13 protein-coding genes are annotated in these 18,650 nt (G+C 73.6%); 8 read left to right on the top strand and 5 right to left on the bottom strand.

Annotated elements, in window-relative coordinates; translation table 11 throughout:
• Positions 1–459: 459 nt before the first annotated feature.
• Entirely contained in the window at positions 460–3,282 is a 2,823-nt protein-coding gene (locus tag ACGH2B_RS18765) for a discoidin domain-containing protein (protein ID WP_399090760.1), read from the bottom strand.
• A 215-nt stretch (positions 3,283–3,497) separates the two neighbouring features.
• Between ACGH2B_RS18765 and ACGH2B_RS18760 the strand changes: the two genes are divergently transcribed.
• From ACGH2B_RS18760 to ACGH2B_RS18745, 4 genes are all read left to right on the top strand, one after another.
• On the top strand, positions 3,498–4,313 hold the full coding sequence (locus tag ACGH2B_RS18760; RefSeq protein WP_399090757.1) for an ATP-binding cassette domain-containing protein: 816 nt from the start codon (positions 3,498–3,500) through the stop codon (positions 4,311–4,313).
• Positions 4,285–6,570 (top strand): YhgE/Pip family protein, encoded by a 2,286-nt coding sequence (locus ACGH2B_RS18755; RefSeq protein ID WP_399090754.1) that lies wholly within the window; start codon positions 4,285–4,287, stop codon positions 6,568–6,570. The genes ACGH2B_RS18760 and ACGH2B_RS18755 overlap by 29 nt, the downstream gene beginning before the upstream one ends.
• Positions 6,567–7,343, top strand: coding sequence for a TetR/AcrR family transcriptional regulator (locus ACGH2B_RS18750; protein ID WP_399090751.1), 777 nt, complete (start codon positions 6,567–6,569; stop codon positions 7,341–7,343). The genes ACGH2B_RS18755 and ACGH2B_RS18750 overlap by 4 nt, the downstream gene beginning before the upstream one ends.
• A 119-nt stretch (positions 7,344–7,462) precedes the next feature.
• Entirely contained in the window at positions 7,463–7,738 is a 276-nt protein-coding gene (locus tag ACGH2B_RS18745; protein ID WP_399090748.1) for a hypothetical protein, read from the top strand.
• 229 nt (positions 7,739–7,967) lie between these two features.
• Here ACGH2B_RS18745 and speB read toward each other — a convergent pair whose 3' ends face one another.
• On the bottom strand, positions 7,968–8,945 hold the full coding sequence (gene speB / locus ACGH2B_RS18740; protein ID WP_399090745.1) for an agmatinase: 978 nt from the start codon (positions 8,943–8,945) through the stop codon (positions 7,968–7,970).
• A 1,054-nt stretch (positions 8,946–9,999) separates the two neighbouring features.
• On the opposite strand from speB, the gene ACGH2B_RS18735 reads away from it, so the two are divergent.
• Positions 10,000–10,797, top strand: a complete 798-nt coding sequence (locus tag ACGH2B_RS18735; protein WP_399090742.1) for a phosphatase — start codon at positions 10,000–10,002, stop codon at positions 10,795–10,797.
• Between the two features lie 236 nt (positions 10,798–11,033).
• Here the strand turns inward: ACGH2B_RS18735 and ACGH2B_RS18730 are convergent, their stop codons facing one another.
• From ACGH2B_RS18730 to ACGH2B_RS18720, 3 genes are all read right to left on the bottom strand, one after another.
• Complete coding sequence (locus tag ACGH2B_RS18730; RefSeq protein WP_399090739.1) at positions 11,034–11,945, bottom strand: acyl-CoA thioesterase; 912 nt, start codon at positions 11,943–11,945, stop codon at positions 11,034–11,036.
• Positions 11,946–12,055: 110 nt separating this feature from the next.
• Positions 12,056–13,213: an acyl-CoA dehydrogenase family protein gene (locus ACGH2B_RS18725; RefSeq protein WP_399090736.1), complete on the bottom strand. Its 1,158-nt coding sequence runs from the start codon at positions 13,211–13,213 to the stop codon at positions 12,056–12,058.
• 78 nt (positions 13,214–13,291) lie between these two features.
• On the bottom strand, positions 13,292–13,912 hold the full coding sequence (locus ACGH2B_RS18720; protein ID WP_399090733.1) for a TetR/AcrR family transcriptional regulator: 621 nt from the start codon (positions 13,910–13,912) through the stop codon (positions 13,292–13,294).
• A 121-nt stretch (positions 13,913–14,033) separates the two neighbouring features.
• Here ACGH2B_RS18720 and ACGH2B_RS18715 point away from each other — a divergent pair, with 121 nt between their 5' ends.
• The 3 genes from ACGH2B_RS18715 to ACGH2B_RS18705 are packed head-to-tail and all read left to right on the top strand — an operon-like array spanning position 14,034 to position 18,645.
• Positions 14,034–15,665, top strand: a complete 1,632-nt coding sequence (locus ACGH2B_RS18715; protein WP_399090730.1) for a carboxyl transferase domain-containing protein — start codon at positions 14,034–14,036, stop codon at positions 15,663–15,665.
• 35 nt (positions 15,666–15,700) lie between these two features.
• Positions 15,701–17,707, top strand: coding sequence for a biotin carboxylase N-terminal domain-containing protein (locus ACGH2B_RS18710; RefSeq protein WP_399090727.1), 2,007 nt, complete (start codon positions 15,701–15,703; stop codon positions 17,705–17,707).
• On the top strand, positions 17,704–18,645 hold the full coding sequence (locus tag ACGH2B_RS18705; protein WP_399090724.1) for a hydroxymethylglutaryl-CoA lyase: 942 nt from the start codon (positions 17,704–17,706) through the stop codon (positions 18,643–18,645). Before ACGH2B_RS18710 ends, ACGH2B_RS18705 begins: the two co-directional genes overlap by 4 nt.
• The last annotated feature ends 5 nt before the right edge of the window (positions 18,646–18,650 follow it).

The following is an 18,650-nucleotide window of genomic DNA, read 5'->3' as shown; positions in this document are numbered from 1 at the left end:
CCGGTGCCTCCCGCGCCTCTGTCCTTGACGGAAATCTCCAACATCGCGGTCGGCGGATTTCATCCCGCCGTAACACTTCGCGCGGCGGTCGGTACGGAAATCAGGGTCCGTCCCCGAGGCGAGGTCAGGGGCGTCAGGGGCGATATCAGGGACATCCCTGATGGTGTCCGCGCCCACCAGCCGTCACGCTGAGTGACATGAGAACACGGAATCGCCCACGCGGCCTCTTCAGCGGCGGCCTCTTCAGTCACGTAGCGGTACCGCCCGGGTGGTACGGCACCGTCCCCTTCGGCCTGCTGGTCGGCGCTCTTCTCCACGTGCGCGGGCAGGGAGGGGGTACGGCCGGCCGTGCGGAGGGCGCGATATCCGGCCGACCGTGACACAGGCGGCGTGCGGGGGCGGCCGGGCTGCGGGTCCCGGTCCGACCGCCCCCGGAAGGCGCGGCGGTGGCGGTGCGGGTCAGTTCCCGGCGCGGCCCTCTCCGGCGACTTCGTCCACCGTCAGTTCGGCGATGCCCGGGCGCTTCTTCGGCGTCCCGTCGGGGTTCGGCCGCGGATCGCCGTGGACCGTGACGCGGACGTACCGCGCCGGGGTGCGGCCCGCGTATCCGGTGCCGGTCCAGTGGCTGCCGTCCCGCGAGACCTGCACGGTGTAGGCGACGGGCCTCGTCGCGTTCCAGTGCGGGGTGATCTGCCCGACGGTCGTGACGCGGCCGAGGTCGGTGGTGAGCGTGCCGTCGGCGGCGTCGGGCACCCACGCGGTGGTGGTGTTGCCGTCCACGGCGGCGCCCGCGTACATCCCCGGCTCCTCGGACGTCGCCGTCGCCGGGGTGCAGCGTGCGACGTTGTCCGTGGGTGTGAGGTCGGGCCGCCGGGTCGTGAGGACGGCGGGCCGACCGAGGCGGGCCGTCCCGGTGCCCTGCGGCGTCTCGATCGGCAGCGGCGCACCGGCGGTCAGCCGGACACGGGTGCGGTGCGCGCCGATCTCCACGTCGTAGGTCCGCCCCTGCCAGCGCAGGCCGCGCAGGGTGACGCCGCGGGAGAGCTGCGGCGGCAGCATCGGGTCGAGGTGCACGGCGTTCTCGCGCAGCCGCAGCCCGGTCAGGCCGTGGGTGAAGGTCTGCAGGAAGCCGCCCTTGCCGGTGAGGAAGTCCTGGGCGGGCTGTCCGGCGTGCGGGTCCTCGGCGCCCGCCTTGTCACCGCGCGCCTCGGAGAACTGCGCGAACGGCCCGCGGACGAACGGCTTGATGGACCGTTGGAGGTAGGTGTAGGCGGCGCAGCCGGGTTCGCCGAGGGCGGCGGCGTCGATGGCGTGGACGGAGTCGGTCATGGCCGGGCCGTCCGGGTCGGTGCGGGCCGCGTAGTAGTCGAGCGTGTCCGCCGCCTGCTGTGTGGTCATGGGCCATTCCAGGGGGTACATCAGCAGCACGGTGTCGGCCTGCTTGATGGTGGTGCCCCGGTATCCGGCGTACTGCGCGAAGACCTTGTTCTTGGCGTCGTAGGGGATGCGCAGCTTGTCGGCGATGGTGCGCCAGGCAGCGGGGGCGGGTTCGCCGAGGACGGCTGCGACGCGCAGGGCGTGGCGCAGCGCGGTGGCGGCGCCCGCGTTGGTGAAGACCCCGTCGTCAACGCCGTTGCTGTACTCGTCCGGACCGGCGACGTTCTTGACGGAGTAGCTGCCGTCGGCGTTACGGGTGGCGCGGGAGGCCCAGAACTCCGCGATGCCCTTGAGTACGGGCCAGCCGCGCGACCGCAGCCAGGCGGTGTCCTTGGTGGCGAGGTAGTACTGCCAGGTCGCGAGGGAGATGTCGCCCATGAGGTGGTTCTGGGTGCGGCAGTGCGGCGGGTCCCAGCTATGGCACTCGGTCCACAGATCGCCGTTGCTGCCGCTGGTCCAGGAGTAGAACAGCCCGTCGTAGCCGAGCTTGCGTGCGTTGGCGCGGGCGCCCGCACGGGTCCGGTAGCGGTAGTCGACGATCGACCGGGCGAGTGCGGGGTGGCTCGCCAGCAGGCTCGGGTACATCCAGGTCTCGGCGTCCCAGAAGACCTGGCCCGCGTAGTTGTCGCTGGTCAGCCCGGTGGGGCCGATGCTGTTGCGGTTTCCGGCGCGGGTGGCGGAGAGCAGTCCGTACTGCGCCGAGCGGAGCCAGGACTGCAGCTCGGGCCGGCCGGCCACCTCGATATCGCTGCGCCACAGGGCGCGCCAGGCGGCGGTGTGCCGGGCGAAGAGCGCCGGCCAGCCCCGTTCGGCGGCCCGCAGCGACGCCGAGCGGGCGGCGGCGCGGGGCGAGCGGGAGGTCAGGGCGGTGTCGACGCCGATGTATTTGGTCAGTTCGTAGCCGCGGCCGCTGCGGACGGGGAAGGTGACGCGCTGCCGGTTGGTCAGCCCGGAGGTGCGGGCGGGGAGCCTGGCCGGGCGGGCGTGGACCCGCGGTCCGGGGCGCAGCGTCGAGGCGACGGCGCCGTCGGTGGCCGTGCCGTCGGTGCGGAAGGCGACGTCCATGGTGCCGTGCGCGGAGGCGGATCCGGTGGCCTTCATCCGGCGGGCGCCACGGCCGTCGAGGGTGTCGGTGACGGTCGCCGTGCCGCTCCAGTGCGGCGTCATCCGCAGGCGGACGGCGCCGGTGTGGGCATCGGTCCGGTCGGCGAGGACGTCGTAGACGAGGTCGGTGGCGCGGCCGTCGGCGGTGGTCCAGGTGAGGGAGGTCCGGATGTAGCCGCAGCGCAGGTCGAGTGTCTGCCGGTAGTGGGAGACACGGGCGGCGGGGGTGGCGGAGGAGTAGGTCTCGGCGCCTGCCCCGCCGGCGGTCACGTCGAGCGTGGTCCAGGTGGGGATCGCCGCGACGGCCTGCCGTCCCTCGACGTTCGCGGGGCCCTTGGCGTAGAGCCCGGAGACGAACGATCCGTCGTAGGCAGGGGTCTTCAGCGGCCAGCCGGTGGCACCGCCGGGGGCGGCATAGCCGGTGCCGTTGGGTGGGACGCGCTGGCCGAGGTAGCCGTTGCCGACGTAGGCGTGGTGGCTGTCCTCGGGGTCGATACGGGTCGAACTCGCTGTCCAGTCCGGGCCGTTGCCGCAGCGTGCTCCCCGGTCGGCCCCGGCGCGCGGGGCGGCGCCGGGCGCGGCGGCCCGGGGCTGCGCGGTGGCCGACGCGGGGGCCGAGGCCGCGAGCAGGGCCGCCGCGAGGAGCGGCGCGAGCACCCTGCGGGAGCGGGCGGCCACGCGGACCACGGGGTGACGCTCGGGGGATGGTGGGTACGCCGGATGCCGTGCCGTGTGATTCATCGCTCTCCGTCGTCCGTGTGCGGCCCTGCTCCGCAACTGCCCGGCGCGGGCCGCTTCCTGGGGATATCGCGGCGTCCTTGCGACGTCAGGGGTGACCTTAAGCACGTCGCGCCGCCGAGCGCACCGAAATCGGGCATTTGACAGGGCCCCGATTGGTCAAGCGGAGATCGATGCGGCAAACTTTTAGACTGACCAGTCAGATCAAAGGAGGGGCAGTGGACACCACCCGTCAAGGGGCGGCGGTCATCGCCAAGGGGATCGGCGTCAAAGGACCGCGCGGATGGGCCTTCAGAGGTGTCGACATCTCCGCGGAGCCCGGTGCGCTGATCGCGCTGCAGGGCCCCTCGGGCTCCGGCCGCACCTGCCTCCTGCTCGCTCTCACCGGCCGGATGCGGCTCGCCGAGGGCCAGGCCACCGTCGCGGGCTTCCCGCTGCCCAAGCGGATGGGCGCGGTGCGCGGCCGGACGGCGGTCGCCCACGTTCCGGGCGTCGCCGAGCTGGAGCCGGCCCTCACCGTCGCCGAACACCTCAGGGAGCAGGCCCTGTTGGTCGGCCGGCTCAAGGGCTCCCCGCTCGGCGGGCTCTCCTGGGGCCGTCGCCACAAGGAGGAGCGCCGGGCCCGGATCGAGGCCGCCCTGGCGGCCGTAGGCCTCGACCCCGACACCCTGCCGAAGGGATTGAACACCGCCGTCCGCGACCTCGAACGCCCGGAGGCGCTGCGGCTGTCCCTGGCGCTCGGCATGCTGCACGAGCCGCATCTGCTCGCGGTCGACGACATCGACCTCAAGCTCTCCGCCGCCGAACGCGAGCAGATCTGGGGCCTGTTGCGCGAGCTGGCGGCGGCGGGCACCACCGTCGTCGCCGTCGCCGGCGACGCCCCCGAGGACGCCCTGATCGTCCGTACGGATTCCGGCGCCACGGCCGCACCGGGCGCCACCACCGATGCCACGACCACCGCCGGCCCGCAGGGCCCGGCCGACACCCACGAGGAGGAAACAGCGCATGCGTTCGCCGAAACTGGCCGCGCTTGAGCTGAGGCGTTTCGGCCGGGGCACACTCCCCCGGCTCGGCATCATCGCTCTCACGCTGATCCCCCTGCTCTACGGAGCGCTCTACCTCTGTTCCTTCTGGGACCCCTACAGCCGCCTGGACAAGATCCCGGTCGCCCTCGTCAACGACGACAAGGGCGCCACGGCCGACGGCAAGCAGCTCGACGCGGGCTCCCAGCTCGCCAAGAGCGTCCGCGACAGCGACACGTTCGACTGGCAGGAGGTCGGCTCCGGTGAGGCGGCGAAGGGCCTGGAGGACGGCAGGTACTACCTCTCGCTGACGATCCCCTCGAACTTCAGCGAGCGCATCGCGTCCAGCGGCGGGGACTCCCCGCAGACCGGCGCGCTCCAGGTCCGTACGAACGACGCCAACAACTACATCGTCGGCTCGATCTCCAAGACGGTGTTCTCGGAGATCCGGGCCAAGACGTCTGCGAAGTCCTCGCGGCAGTTCCTCGACAAGATCTTCGTCTCCTTCTCCGACCTCCACGACCAGACGCAGAAGGCCGCCGACGGCGCCGGAAAGCTGGACGACGGGCTGCACGACGCCAAGGAGGGCGCGGGCAAGCTCGCCGACGGGCTCGGTACCGCCGAGGAGAGCACCGGCAAGCTGTCGGGCGGCCTCGGCAAGCTCGACGAGGGCTCGGGCAAGGTCAGCGACGGCGCCGACACCCTGCACGACAAGGCCGGGCAGCTCGGCAAGGGCGCCTCGGATCTCCACTCCGGCATCGGCCAGGCCCAGACCAAGGCCAAGCAGTTGAGCAAGGGCGCCGGGCAGGTCGCCGACGGCACCCAGCAGCTCGCCACGGCGGTCAACGGCCTCGCCAAGAAGGATCTCCCCTACCTCAAGAAGCACAGCGAGGAGATCGCCAAGGGGGCGCGGTTCGTCGCCGACCTCACCGAGGCCCTCGACCACGACCTGGGCACGCTGCCGGGCAACTCCAAGACCGCCGCGGCCAAGGCACGGCAGGCGGCCGACGACGCGGCCGCGGTCTACCGCAAGCAGTGCACCGCCGGGTCCATCAACGCCGAGTGCCCGGAGCTGAAGGGCGTCGCCGCCGGTACCGCCGCCGCGGCGGACGCGGCGGAGAAGGTCGACAGCGCCCTCTCCCGCCTCGACCTCGGCGCCCAGCGCGCCAAGCTGCGCGAGATCCACCAGGGCGCGGTGATGGTCGCCGAGCAGGTGCCGGCCCTCGCGAAGAACGCCGACGGCCAGATCGCGCAGATCAACAAGTTGAACGCCGGGGCGCACCAGGTGGCCGACGGCGCCGAGCGGTTCGCCACCGGGCTGGGCGCGCTCTCCAACGGCAGCGCCAAGATCGCCGACGGCAGCGGCCGGCTGGCCGACGGCGCGGGCGATCTCGCCGACGGCGCGGGCCAGGTCCACAACGGCATCGGTGACGCCAAGACCGGCACCGACCAGCTCGCGGGCGGCCTGGGCAAGCTGAAGGACGGCGCGGTCTCCCTCAACGGCGGCCTGTACAAGCTGAAGGACGGCTCCAACCAACTGGCCAGCGGCCTGAACAGCGGCGTCGACAAGATCCCCGACTACGACAAGAAGCAGCGCGACGCGCGGACCGAGGTCATGGCCGACCCGGTCGAGCTGGCCGCCAAGTCGATGCACAAGGCGCCCAACTACGGCACGGGCCTCGCCCCGTACTTCATCCCGCTGTCCCTGTGGGTCGGCGCGATGGTCGCCTTCATGCTGCTCCAGCCGCTGAGCAAGCGGGCGCTCGCCGCGGGCGCGCCGGGCTGGCGGATAGCCCTCGGCTCCTGGCTCCCGGCCTTCGCGATCGGCGTGGCCCAGGTGCTGGCGCTGATGGCCGTACTCCACTGGGGTCTCGGCCTGGAGATGGCGCGGGCGACCGCCACGGTCGGCTATCTGCTGCTGGCGACGGCGTGCTTCACCGCCCTGATCCAGTTGCTGAGCGCAGTCTTCGGACCGGCGGGCCGGGTGCTCACCCTGGTCATCCTGATGCTCCAGCTCACCTCGGCGGGCGGCACCTACCCGGTGCAGACCAGCCCCGGGTTCTTCGCGGCGATCCACCCGTTCCTGCCGATGAGCTACGTCGTCGACGGGCTGCGCCGTCTGATCACCGGCGGCGACCTCTCGGTCGTCACCCAGGGCAGCATCGTGCTGGCGGTCTTCACCGTCGCCTCGCTGGCCCTGACCTCGCTGACCGCGCGGGGCCGGCAGGTCGTCCGGATGAAGGATCTGCATCCGGAACTCAGCCTGTGACCGACACCGCCACAGGCCGTAGGGGCGGTGCCGGTGACGGCACCGCCCCCGCGGCGGGTTCCCGCGCCGCCCGGCGGGAGAGCACCCGCCGCAAGCTCTTCGAGGCCGCCGTCACGCTCATCGCCGAGCAGGGCTTCTCCGCCACCACGGTGGACGAGATCGCCGAGCGCGCCGGGGTCGCGAAGGGCACCGTCTACTACAACTTCACCAGCAAGAACGTCCTCTTCGAGGAGTTGCTGCGGGACGGCATCGATCTGCTCGCGGCCTCCCTGCGCCAGGCGTCCGACGAGGCGACGGCGCGCGGCGGCACCCATATCGACGCGGTGGACGCGATGATCCGCGCCGGCCTGGAATTCATCGCCGGCGCACCCGCGCTCACCCAGTTGTACGTCGCCGAGCTGTGGCGTACCAACCGAAGCTGGCGCACCACCTTGCGGTCGGTGCGCGGCCGCGCGCTGACCGTCGTCGAGTCCGTCCTGCGGGACGCAGTCGACGCCGGGGAGCTGAGCGAGGAGATCGACGTCCCGCTCACCGCGTCCGCCCTGTTGGGCATGGTGCTGGTGGCCGCCCTCGACTGGCAGTCGTTCCAGCCGCACCGCACGGTCGAGGACGTCCACGCCGCACTGTCCCGGCTGCTCCAGGGCCGTATCGGCACCACCGTCGCCACACCCCCGGGCCCGCCCGCGGCTACCCCGGCCCCCGGCTCGCGGATATCCCGCCCGGCCCGCCGACCCCGCTCGCCGCGCGCCACCGGACACGCCACGCCCGCCTGAGCACGCGCGGGCCGCCGAGCGGCACAGGCTCAGGCCCGCGCGGCAGGTGCGCAGCCCCGGCGGGCGCGGTCGCCCGGGCCCCGGAACTCGTTCCCGTAGCGGGTGTCCAGCGTGGGGCCGTGACATGGAGTGAGGCGGAGTACCTCGACTGTTTGCGGGCCGAGCGGCGCGGCTACACGTGGGTGATGCGGCGGCACGGCGGGCTGACGCCTGCGGAGGCCGGGGAAGCCGCCCTGGAGCGGTACCCGTACGAGCCGGAGGACGCCCCGTACCGCGGACTCATCTTTCACGACGAGGCGTGGCACTGGGCGATGCTCGCGATCCACGGCGACCGGTACACGGTGAATCACCCCGAACTCGCCCACCCGTCGCCCGAGTACCTGGCCCTTGAGTGAGCACCGTCTTCCGGGTGCGGCTGGGCCCGGGGCCGGGCCGCGGTCGACGGCGGTGCCGGGCCACCCGCCGGCCCCGGGACCGTTCACCGGGCCGGCCGCCCATCGGGGTGCGCGGCCCATCGGGGCCCGTCTCCCTCGAAGGCCCGGAAAAGGCGGACGGTGAAGGCGCGGAAATGGCGGACGGGCGACAGCATCGGCGGCCGTCGCCCGTCCGCTCCCCTCCGTCGTGTCAGCCGCGTGCCGCCGCGATCTGGCGCGCCATGATCGTGGTGAGTTCGTACGCCGTGTGGGAGGCGGCCACCGACGTGATCTCCGCGTGGTCGTAGGCCGGGGCGACCTCGACGAGGTCGGCGGAGACGAGGTGGCAGGAGGCCAGGCCGCGCAGGATCTCCAGGAGTTCGCGGCTGGTGAGGCCACCGGCCTCGGGGGTCCCGGTGCCCGGGGCGTGCGCGGGGTCCAGGACGTCGATGTCGATGGAGATGTAGAGCGGACGGTCGCCGATGCGCTGGCGGAGCTGGTCGGCGATCTCGTCGACGCCGCGCCGCATGACGTCGGCGGAGGTGACGATGCCGAAGCCCATCTTCTCGTCGTCGGTGAGGTCCTGCTTGCCGTAGAGCGGGCCGCGGGTGCCGACGTGGGAGAGGGCGGAGGTGTCGAGGATGCCCTCCTCGACGGCGCGGCGGAACGGCGTGCCGTGGGTGTACTCGGCGCCGAAGTAGGTGTCCCAGGTGTCGAGGTGCGCGTCGAAGTGGAGCAGGGCGACGGGGCCGTGCTTCTTCGCGACGGAGCGGAGCAGCGGCAGCGCGATGGTGTGGTCGCCGCCGAGCGTCATCAGACGGGCGCCGGTGGAGAGCAGATCGTCGGCGCCCGCCTCGATCGTCTCGACCGCCTCGTTGATGTGGAACGGGTTGGCGGCGATGTCACCCGCGTCCGCGACCTGCGCCAGCGCGAAGGGCGACGCGTCCTGCGCCGGGTTGTACGGGCGCAGCAGGCGGGACGCCTCACGGATGGCGTTGCCGCCGAAGCGGGCGCCGGGCCGGTAGGAGACACCGGTGTCGAAGGGCACGCCGACCACCGCGACATCGGCGGCGCCGACCTGGTCGAGGCGGGGCAGTCGAGCGAAGGTCGCGGGCCCGGCGTAACGCGGGACACGGGAGGAGTCGGTGGGGCCGACGGGGCCGGACGCGGCGGCGGATGCGGTGGTCATGAGGGCGAGAGTAGAGAGCCCGGAAGCGCCGGGGGATGGACATTTACGTGAGCCGGCCCCGAGCTGTTCGACGGAACGTCCAGGCGGGGACCCGGCCGCCGAGATCGCGCGCCCGGCCGGAGCCCGAGCCCGGCATAGAGCCCCGCTCGCTCCAGGCCCGGCACCCCTTCGCCCCCGAGGCCGCGCGCCCGGCCGGAGCCCGGCACAGCGCCCCCGCCCTCGGACCCGGCATCCTCTTCACCCCCGAGGCCGACCAGCCCCGGCACGGGACCCCCTTCATCACTGATGTCGGCCTCGACCCACCCGATACCAACCGGCCCCGGCCCCCGGAAGCACGCCGCCCCACCCCCGGCCACCGAGGCCGCACGCCCGGCCCCAGCCCCGCCCCCCCGAGACCGGCCCGAACCACCCGCTATCTCAACGCCCCGGCCCCGGAAACCCACTGCCCCGCCCCGGCCACCGAGGCCGCGCGCCCGGCCCACCCCCGGCCCAGGCACGGGCCCCCGTTGCCCCCGCCGACCTCGGCCCGGCACAGCCCCGGCCCCCGGCCCGACACAGCCCCGGCCCCGAGCCGGCCACAGGGCCCCGCCCGCCCTTCGAGACCACCCCCGGCCCGGCCCCCCGTTCTCCCGACGCCGGCCCGAACCACCCGCCACCGCCACCTCACCGCCCCCGGCCCCGGTAACCCACCGCCCCCACGGCCCCCGAAGCCGCACGCCCGGCCCGGCCCCGAGCCCGGCCCGGGCCCCATCGCCCCCGCCGACCCGAGCCCCGGCACGCCCCATCCCCAGCCCGGCCCGAACCGCCTCCCGCCGGTCCACCGGCCCCGGCCCGGCCTCCGCCCTCGCCACCCGGCCTCTCCCGAACACGGAAATCCCAGCCGGGAAAGCCCTGTTCGACGGCGTGGGGCACCACCCGCTCGAAGAGCCGGACCCGACGCGGATGCAGGACGCCCTCGCCGCCTTCGCCACGTAACGCACCGTCCGAAGGCGTCCCCAAGGCCCCGGAGACCGGTGTACCCCCCGCCGTCACCCGCGGCGGGCACAATGGCGCCATGCCGATACCCACCGTGGACGCCGTCCCCACCCGCGCCGAACTCGTCGACCATCTCGTACGGACCCGGATCGCCGGTGACGTCGCCACGCCCCGGGAGAACAACCTCTCCCACTACCGGCGGCTCGCCAACGGCGACCGTCACTACTGGTTCGGGCTGGAGCTGGGCGACCGGTGGACGGACGAACAGGACGTCCTGGCCGTGATGGCGGAGCGGTGCGGGGTCATCGACGACCCGCACCACCGCAGTGGGCAGGACACCATCGATCCCGAGCTGACGGTCGACGCGCTGGAGCGGGCGGCGGCGGTGCTGCACAAGGCCGCCGCGGGGCGGCAGCGGGTGCTGTTCGCCACCGGGCACCCGGGCGGACTGCTCGATGTGCACCGGGCCACCGCGGAGGCGCTGCGGGCCAAGGGCTGCGAGATCGTCGTGGTGCCGGACGGGCTCCAGGCCGACGACGGCATGGTGTTCCAGTTCGGCGAGGTGGCGATGCTGGAGCGCGGAGCGACGCTGTGGCACACCCACTCCCCCGCGCCGATGGCCGCGGTCCTCGACGGGCTGGAGCGGGCCGGCCGCCCGCTGCCCGATCTGGTGATGGCCGACCACGGCTGGGCCGGGTGCGCCGCGCAGCGCGGTATCGAGGCGGTGGGCTTCGCCGACTGCAACGACCCGGCGCTCTTCCTCGCCGAGGCCGAGGGCACGCTGCGGGTCACGATCCCGCTGGACGACCACGTACGCAGCCCGCGCCACTACGACCCGCTGACCGCGTATCTCCTCAAGGCCGCCGGCCTGCTCTGACCCGCACCGGAACGGACGGGACGACGGACGGGACGGGCCCCGAGCCGGAACGGGCCAGGGCGACCGACGGGCCACCGGGCCGACCGGCAGACCACCGCCCCACACACCGTCACCGGGACGTACGGGCGAACCACCCCCCGTACGCCCCGGCCGCCCGGACACCAACCCTCGGGGCACCCGGCCCCGGGGCACCCGGCCCGCTCCCCCGGGGCCCGGCCCACCCCGGACACCCCGGCTCAATCCCCCCGAGGCACCCGGACCACGCCCTCCTGGACCACCGAGACCGCCAGCCGTCCGTCGGCGGTGAAGATCTGCCCCCGGGCGAGGCCGCGGCCCCCCTGGGCGGTGGGGGACTCCTGGTCGTAGAGCAGCCAGTCGTCGGCGCGCAGCGGGCGGTGGAACCACATGGCGTGGTCCAGGCTCGCGCCGACGATGTCGCCTGCCACCCAGCCGCCGCGCCCGTGAGCGAGCAGCACCGAGTCCAGCAGCGTCATGTCGGAGACGTAGGTGACCAGGCAGATGTCGAGCAGCGGACGGGCGAACGGCTCGCCGCCGGCGGCGGCCGGCAGACCGTCGAGCGACCCGTTGGTGCGGAACCACACCTGGGAGCGGGGCTCGCGCGGCTCCCCCGGTGTGGCGTACGGCGGCGGATCGACGTAGCGGAGATCGACGGCGGCGCGGGCGCGCAGCAGCCGCCGGGGGCCGTCCGGATCGACGAAGCGGTCCGCGTAGTCCGGCAGCGTCTCGGCGGCGGTCGGCAGCGACAGCGGGTCGGGCGCCTTCGGCATCGGCTCCTGGTGCTCCAGCCCCTCCTCGTGGACCTGGAAGGAGGCGGAGAGGTGGAAGACCGGCCGGCCGTGCTGCACGGCGACGACCCGGCGGGTGGTGAAGGAACGCCCGTCGCGGATCCGGTCGACGGTGTAGACGATCGGCGCGCCGGGGTCGCCGGGCCGCAGGAAGTAGGCGTGCAGGGAGTGCGGCGGCCGGTCGGCGGGGACGGTACGGCCCGCCGCGACCAGCGCCTGGGCCGCGACCTGCCCGCCGAAGACGCGGGGCACCAGGGACGCCCGGCTGGTGCCGCGGAAGATGTCCTGGTCGATCCGCTCCAGGTCGAGCAGGTCGAGCAGATCCTTGAGGGCGTCGTTCACGTCGTGCGGTTCCGTTCGGGTGCGATGCGGCGTACGGACCCGGGGCCCGGGTGCGACCGGGTGCCGGGTCCGTACGCCGTTTCAGAGGTTCTGCCGGGACCGGACCGCGGTCACAGGCCCATCGACTTGGCGATGATCGAGCGCATGACCTCGCTGGTGCCGCCGTAGATGCGGCTGACGCGGGTGTCCGCGTAGAGGCGGGAGATCGGGTACTCCTGCATGTAGCCGTAGCCGCCGTGCAGTTGGAGGCACTTGTCGATGACGACGGCGGCGCGCTCGGTGGTGAAGAGCTTGACGGACGCGGCGTCGGCGGCGGTCAGCTCCCCGGCGTCGTGCGTGTCGAGGGCGCGGTCGACGAACGCCTCCATCGCGTCCACCTCCGACTGGCAGTCGGCGAGGACGAACTTGGTGTTCTGGAAGGAGGCGACGGTCTTGCCGAAGACCTCGCGCTGCTGCACGTACTCCTTGGCGAACCGCACCGCCGCCGCGGCCTGCGCGTACGCGCCGACGGCGATGCTCAGGCGCTCCTGCGGGAGGTTCTGGCCGAGGTAGGAGAACGCCTTGCCCTCCTCGCCGAGCCGGTCGGAGACGGGCACCTTGACGTCGGTGAAGGAGAGTTCGGCGGTGTCGGAGGTCTTCAGGCCGAGCTTGTCGAGCTTGCGGCCGACGGCGTAGCCCTCGGAGGTGGTGTCGACGACGAGGAGGGTGATCCCGGCGCGGCGGTCCTCCGGCGACGGGGGCGCGGTGCGGGCGCAGACGATGACGCGGTCGGCGAGGACGCCGCCGGTGATGAAGGTCTTGGCGCCGTTGAGGACGTAGTGGCCGCCGTCCTCGGAGAGCTTGGCGGTGGTCTTCATCCCGGCCAGGTCGGAGCCGGTGCCGGGCTCGGTCATGGCGATGGCCATCATCATGTCGCCGGTGACGAACGGCGGCAGCCAGCGCTGCTTCTGCTCCTCGGTGGCGTACGCGAGGAGGTAGGGCAGGCAGAGCGCGGTGTGGACGCTGGAGCCGCCGAAGCTGACGCCGGCGCGGGCGCACTCCTCGGTGATGACGGCGGTGAACTTGAAGCTGGTCTCCCCCGCGCCGCCGTACTCCTCGGGGACCTCGATACCGAAGACGCCCAGCTCACCCAGTTTGCGGTAGAAGTCGCGCGGGGCGGCGCCGACCTCCATCCACCGGTCGTAGACGGGTACGACCTCGGCCTCGATGAAGGCGCGGATGGTCTCGCGGAACGCCTCGTGGTCCTCGTTGAACACTGTGCGACGCACGGCCGCCTCCTCCGGATCGCTGGCTAAGCGCTTGCTCAGCGAAAGCTACCGGCCGGTCAGCACGGTGTCCAGAGACGCTCACGCACCGGACGGCGCACCGGCGGCGCCCGCCATGGCGCCGAACGCCCCGAGCGCCAGCCGCCGCAGCAGCCGCGCCATCTCCGTACGGCCCGGCAGCGAGCCGGGGCGGGCCAGGTGCGGGGTGGAGTTGAGGAGGCCGAAGACCGCGTGGACGGCGGCGCGCGCCTCCGTCTCGGAGGGGGCCGGGTGCACCTCGCGGACGACCGTCACCCACAGCTCGACGTACTCGCGCTGGAGGCGGCGCACCCGCTTGCGGTCGGCCTCGCGCAGCCGGTCCAGCTCCCGGTCGTGGACGGTGATCAGCGGGCGGTCGTCGAGGGCGAAGTCGATGTGCCCGTCGATCAGCGCGTCCAGCACCGCCGCGGGGCTCTCGCCGCCCTCGGCGACCCGCATCCGGCCGCCGTCCAGCAGCCGCTCACTGATGCCGACCAGCAGTTCGGCGAGCATCGCGTCCTTGCCGGCGAAGTGGCGGTAGAGACCGGGGCCGGAGATGCCGACGGCGGCCCCTATCTCGTCGACACCGACGCCGTGGAAGCCGCGTTCGGCGAAGAGCCGGGCCGCCTCCTTGAGGATCTGCTCGCGGCGGCTGGTCGGTGCGGGGGCTGGGGCGTTGCTCATGACCGTAATTGTAGACAGTGGGGTTAGTGGTCGTTAACCTGAATGGAGCGACGTTAACGGCCATTAACCGCGGGCCGCCCTCGCGGCGGCCCGCGGTGACCGAACAAGGGAGCGCGTACTGATGGAGCAGGCACCGGTGCTGGGGAGCGCCGCCGATCCGGCGTCCGGCTCCTGGCGCGCCAACGAGGCGGCGCACCGCGCGCTCACCGCCGAACTGCGCGAGAAGCTGGCGACCGCCCGGCTCGGCGGCGGCGAGCGCGCCCGCGCCCGGCACACCGCCCGCGGCAAGCTGCTGCCCCGCGAGCGCGTCGACACCCTGCTGGACGCGGGCTCGCCGTTCCTGGAGATCGCGCCGCTGGCCGCCGACGGGATGTACGGCGGCGCCGCACCGGCCGCCGGGGTGATCGCCGGGATCGGCCGGGTCTCCGGCCGCGAGACGCTGATCATCGCCAACGACGCCACCGTCAAGGGCGGCACGTACTACCCGATGACGGTCAAGAAGCATCTGCGGGCGCAGGAGATCGCGCTGGAGAACCGGCTGCCGTGCCTGTACCTCGTCGACTCCGGCGGCGCGTTCCTGCCGATGCAGGACGAGGTCTTCCCCGACCGTGAGCACTTCGGGCGGATCTTCTACAACCAGGCGCGGATGTCCGGCGCCGGGATCCCGCAGATCGCCGCCGTCCTCGGCTCCTGCACCGCCGGCGGCGCGTACGTCCCGGCGATGAGCGACGAGGCGGTCATCGTGCGGAACCAGGGAACGATCTTCCTCGGCGGCCCGCCGCTGGTGAAGGCCGCCACCGGGGAGGTCGTCACCGCCGAGGAGCTGGGCGGCGGCGAGGTGCACGCCAAGACCTCCGGCGTCACCGACCACCTCGCCGAGGACGACGCGCACGCACTGCGGATCGTCCGCACCCTCGTCTCCACGCTCGGCGACCGCCCGCCGCTGCCCTGGTCGGTGCGGCCCGTCGAGGAGCCCAAGGCCGATCCGGCCGGGCTGTACGGCATGGTGCCCGCCGACTCCCGTACGCCCTACGACGTCCGGGAGGTCATCGCCCGGCTCGTTGACGGCTCCCGCTTCGCGGAGTTCAAGGCGGAGTACGGCCAGACGCTGGTCACCGGCTTCGCGCATCTGCACGGGCACCCGGTCGGGATCGTCGCCAACAACGGCATCCTCTTCTCCGAGTCCGCCCAGAAGGGCGCCCACTTCATCGAACTGTGCGACCAGCGCGGCATCCCGCTGGTCTTCCTCCAGAACATCTCCGGCTTCATGGTCGGCCGGCAGTACGAGGCCGGCGGCATCGCCAAGCACGGCGCGAAGATGGTCACCGCCGTCGCCTGCACCCGCGTGCCCAAGCTGACCGTCGTCATCGGCGGCTCGTACGGCGCCGGGAACTACTCGATGTGCGGCCGGGCGTACTCACCGCGCTTTCTGTGGATGTGGCCGAACGCCAAGATCTCCGTGATGGGCGGCGAACAGGCCGCGTCCGTCCTCGCCACCGTCAAACGCGACCAGATGGAGGCGCGCGGCGAGGAGTGGAGCGCCGACGAGGAGAACGCCTTCAAGGACCCGATCCGCGCGCAGTACGAGACGCAGGGCAACGCCTACTACGCGAGCGCCCGGCTGTGGGACGACGGCGTCATCGACCCGTTGGAGACCCGCCAGGTGCTCGGCCTGGCGCTGACCGCCTGCGCCAACGCCCCGCTGCCCACCCGGGACGCCGCGGCGCCCGGCTACGGCGTCTTCCGGATGTGAGCGACGTGCCGCACACGAGAGGGACTTCGAAGGCCATGCCCACCACCATGTTCGACACCGTGCTGGTCGCCAACCGCGGCGAGATCGCGGTCCGCGTCATCCGCACCCTGCGCGCCCTCGGCATCCGTTCCGTCGCCGTCTTCAGCGACGCGGACGCCGGTGCCCGGCACGTACGGGAGGCCGACACCGCCGTGCGGCTCGGGCCCGCGCCCGCCGCCGAGAGCTATCTGTCCGCCGAGCGGCTGCTGGACGCGGCGGCCCGCAGCGGCGCGCAGGCCGTCCACCCCGGCTACGGCTTCCTCGCCGAGAACGCCGCGTTCGCCGCCGCCTGCGCCGATGCCGGGCTGGTCTTCCTCGGCCCGCCCGCCGCCGCCATCGAGCTGATGGGCGACAAGATCCGCGCCAAGGAGACGGTGCGCGCGGCCGGTGTACCGGTCGTCCCCGGCTCCTCCGGCAGCGGGCTGAGCGACGCCGAACTGGCCGCCGCCGCCCGCGAGATCGGCGTGCCCGTGCTGCTCAAGCCGTCGGCGGGCGGCGGCGGCAAGGGCATGCGGCTGGTGCGGGAGGAGGCGCTGCTCGGCGAGGAGATCGCCGCCGCCCGCCGGGAGGCCCGCGGCTCCTTCGGGGACGACACGCTGCTCGTCGAGCGGTGGATCGACCGGCCCCGGCACATCGAGATCCAGGTCCTCGCCGACGGCCACGGCAACGTCGTCCACCTCGGCGAGCGCGAATGCTCCCTCCAGCGGCGCCACCAGAAGGTGATCGAGGAGGCGCCGTCGGTGCTGCTGGACGAGGCGACGCGCGCCGCGATGGGCGAGGCGGCGGTCCGCGCGGCCCGCTCCTGCGGCTACCGCGGCGCCGGGACCGTCGAGTTCATCGTCCCCGGCAAGGACCCCGCCGCCCACTACTTCATGGAGATGAACACCCGCCTCCAGGTCGAGCACCCGGTCACCGAGCTGGCCGTGACCGTCGCCGGGGAGCGCGGCCTCGACCTCGTCGAATGGCAGCTCCGCATCGCCGCGGGCGAGCAGCTCCCCTTCACCCAGGACGACATCGGCTTCGCCGGGCACGCGGTCGAGGCGCGGATCTGCGCCGAGGACCCGGCCCGCGACTTCCTGCCCACCGGCGGCACCGTCCACCTGCTGCGCGAGGTGCGGGGCGGCGCGGTCCGCACCGACTCCGGCCTCTCCCAGGGCGCGGAGGTCGGCAGCCGCTACGACCCGATGCTCTCCAAGGTCATCGCGTACGGCCCGGACCGGGCGGCGGCGCTGCGCGCCCTGCGGGCCGCGCTCGCGGACACCGTCACCCTCGGCGTCACCACCAACGCCGGGTTCCTGCGCCGCCTGCTGGCCCACCCGGACGTGGTGAGCGGCGAGCTGGACACCGGCCTGGTGGAGCGGGAGGCGGCCGCGCTGCTGCCGGACGGGGTGCCGGAGGAGGTGTACGCGGCGGCCGCGGCGGTCCGGCAGGCGGCGCTGGAGCCGGCGGTGGACGCGGGCGGCTGGCGTGACCCGTTCGGCGTACCGGACGGCTTCCGGCCGGGCGGCCCGGCGGCCCCGGTACGGCACTGGCTCAAGCTGCCCGGACAGGAGCCGGTCGCCCGGGACGTACCGCCCGGCACGGACGGCGCCGAGGTGACGGCGGACACCGTGCGGGTCACCGTCGACGGCGTGGTCCACACCTTCCACCGCGCCGGCGACTGGCTGGGCCGCGACGGCGACTCCTGGCACGTCACCGACCACGACCCGGTGGCGGCGGCGCTGCTCGGCGCGGCCGGCGGGCACGGCGCCGACGCGCTGACCGCGCCGATGCCCGGCACCGTCACCGTCGTCAAGGTCGCCGTCGGCGAGGAGGTACGGGCGGGCCAGGGGCTGCTGGTGGTGGAGGCGATGAAGATGGAGCACGTCATCGCCGCGCCGCACGCCGGGACCGTCACCGCGCTGGACGTCACCCCCGGCGCGACCGTCGCCATGGACCAGGTGCTGGCCGTGGTCGACCCGCACGAGACCCCGGCCGACGGCGAGGAGGAGCAGGCGCGATGACGGCTTCCGGACTGCCCATGACGGTGCCCGCGCGGGGGCTGCCCGCGCGCGTCCGTATCCACGAGGTCGGCGCCCGCGACGGCCTCCAGAACGAGAAGACGGTCGTCCCGACCGAGGTCAAGGCGGAGTTCGTGCACCGGCTGGCCGCCGCCGGGCTGCCCGTCGTCGAGGCGACCAGCTTCGTCCACCCCCGCTGGGTGCCCCAACTGGCCGACGCCGAGGAGCTGTTCGCCCGGCTCGGGGATCTCGACGCGGCGATGCTGCCGGTGCTGGTCCCCAACGATCGCGGGCTGGACCGCGCGCTCGCCCTCGGGGCGCGGTCGGTCGCGGTCTTCGCCAGCGCCACCGAATCGTTCGCCAAGGCCAACCTCAACCGCACCGTCGACGAGGCGCTTTCGATGTTCGCGCCGGTCGTCGCCCGGTCGAAGGAGGCCGGGGTCCGCGTCCGCGGCTATCTGTCGATGTGCTTCGGCGACCCCTGGGAGGGCCCGGTCGCGATCGAGCAGGTGGTGCGGGTCTGCCGGGCGCTGCTCGACATGGGGTGCGACGAGCTGAGCCTCGGCGACACCATCGGCGTCGCCACCCCCGGCCACGTCCGGGCGCTGCTGACCGCGCTGAACGGCGCGGACGTGGCGACCGGCCGGATCGGCGTGCACTTCCACGACACCTACGGACAGGCGCTGGCCAACACCCTGGCCGCGCTGGAGCACGGCGTCACCACCGTCGACGCCTCGGCGGGCGGCCTCGGCGGCTGCCCGTACGCCAAGTCCGCCACCGGCAACCTCGCCACCGAGGACCTCGTGTGGATGCTGCACGGCCTCGGCATCGACACCGGCGTCGACCTCACCGCCCTCACCGCCACCAGCGTGTGGATGGCCGAGGCCCTCGGACGGCCGAGCCCGTCCCGTACCGTCCGCGCCCTCTCCCACAAGGAGTGACACCC

The sequence above is a fragment of the Streptomyces sp. BBFR2 genome (assembly GCF_044497305.1).
Classification (GTDB): Bacteria; Actinomycetota; Actinomycetes; order Streptomycetales; family Streptomycetaceae; genus Streptomyces.
The sequence above is the reverse complement of the archived record's forward strand: the minus strand, read 5'-3'. Positions and strand labels throughout refer to the sequence as shown.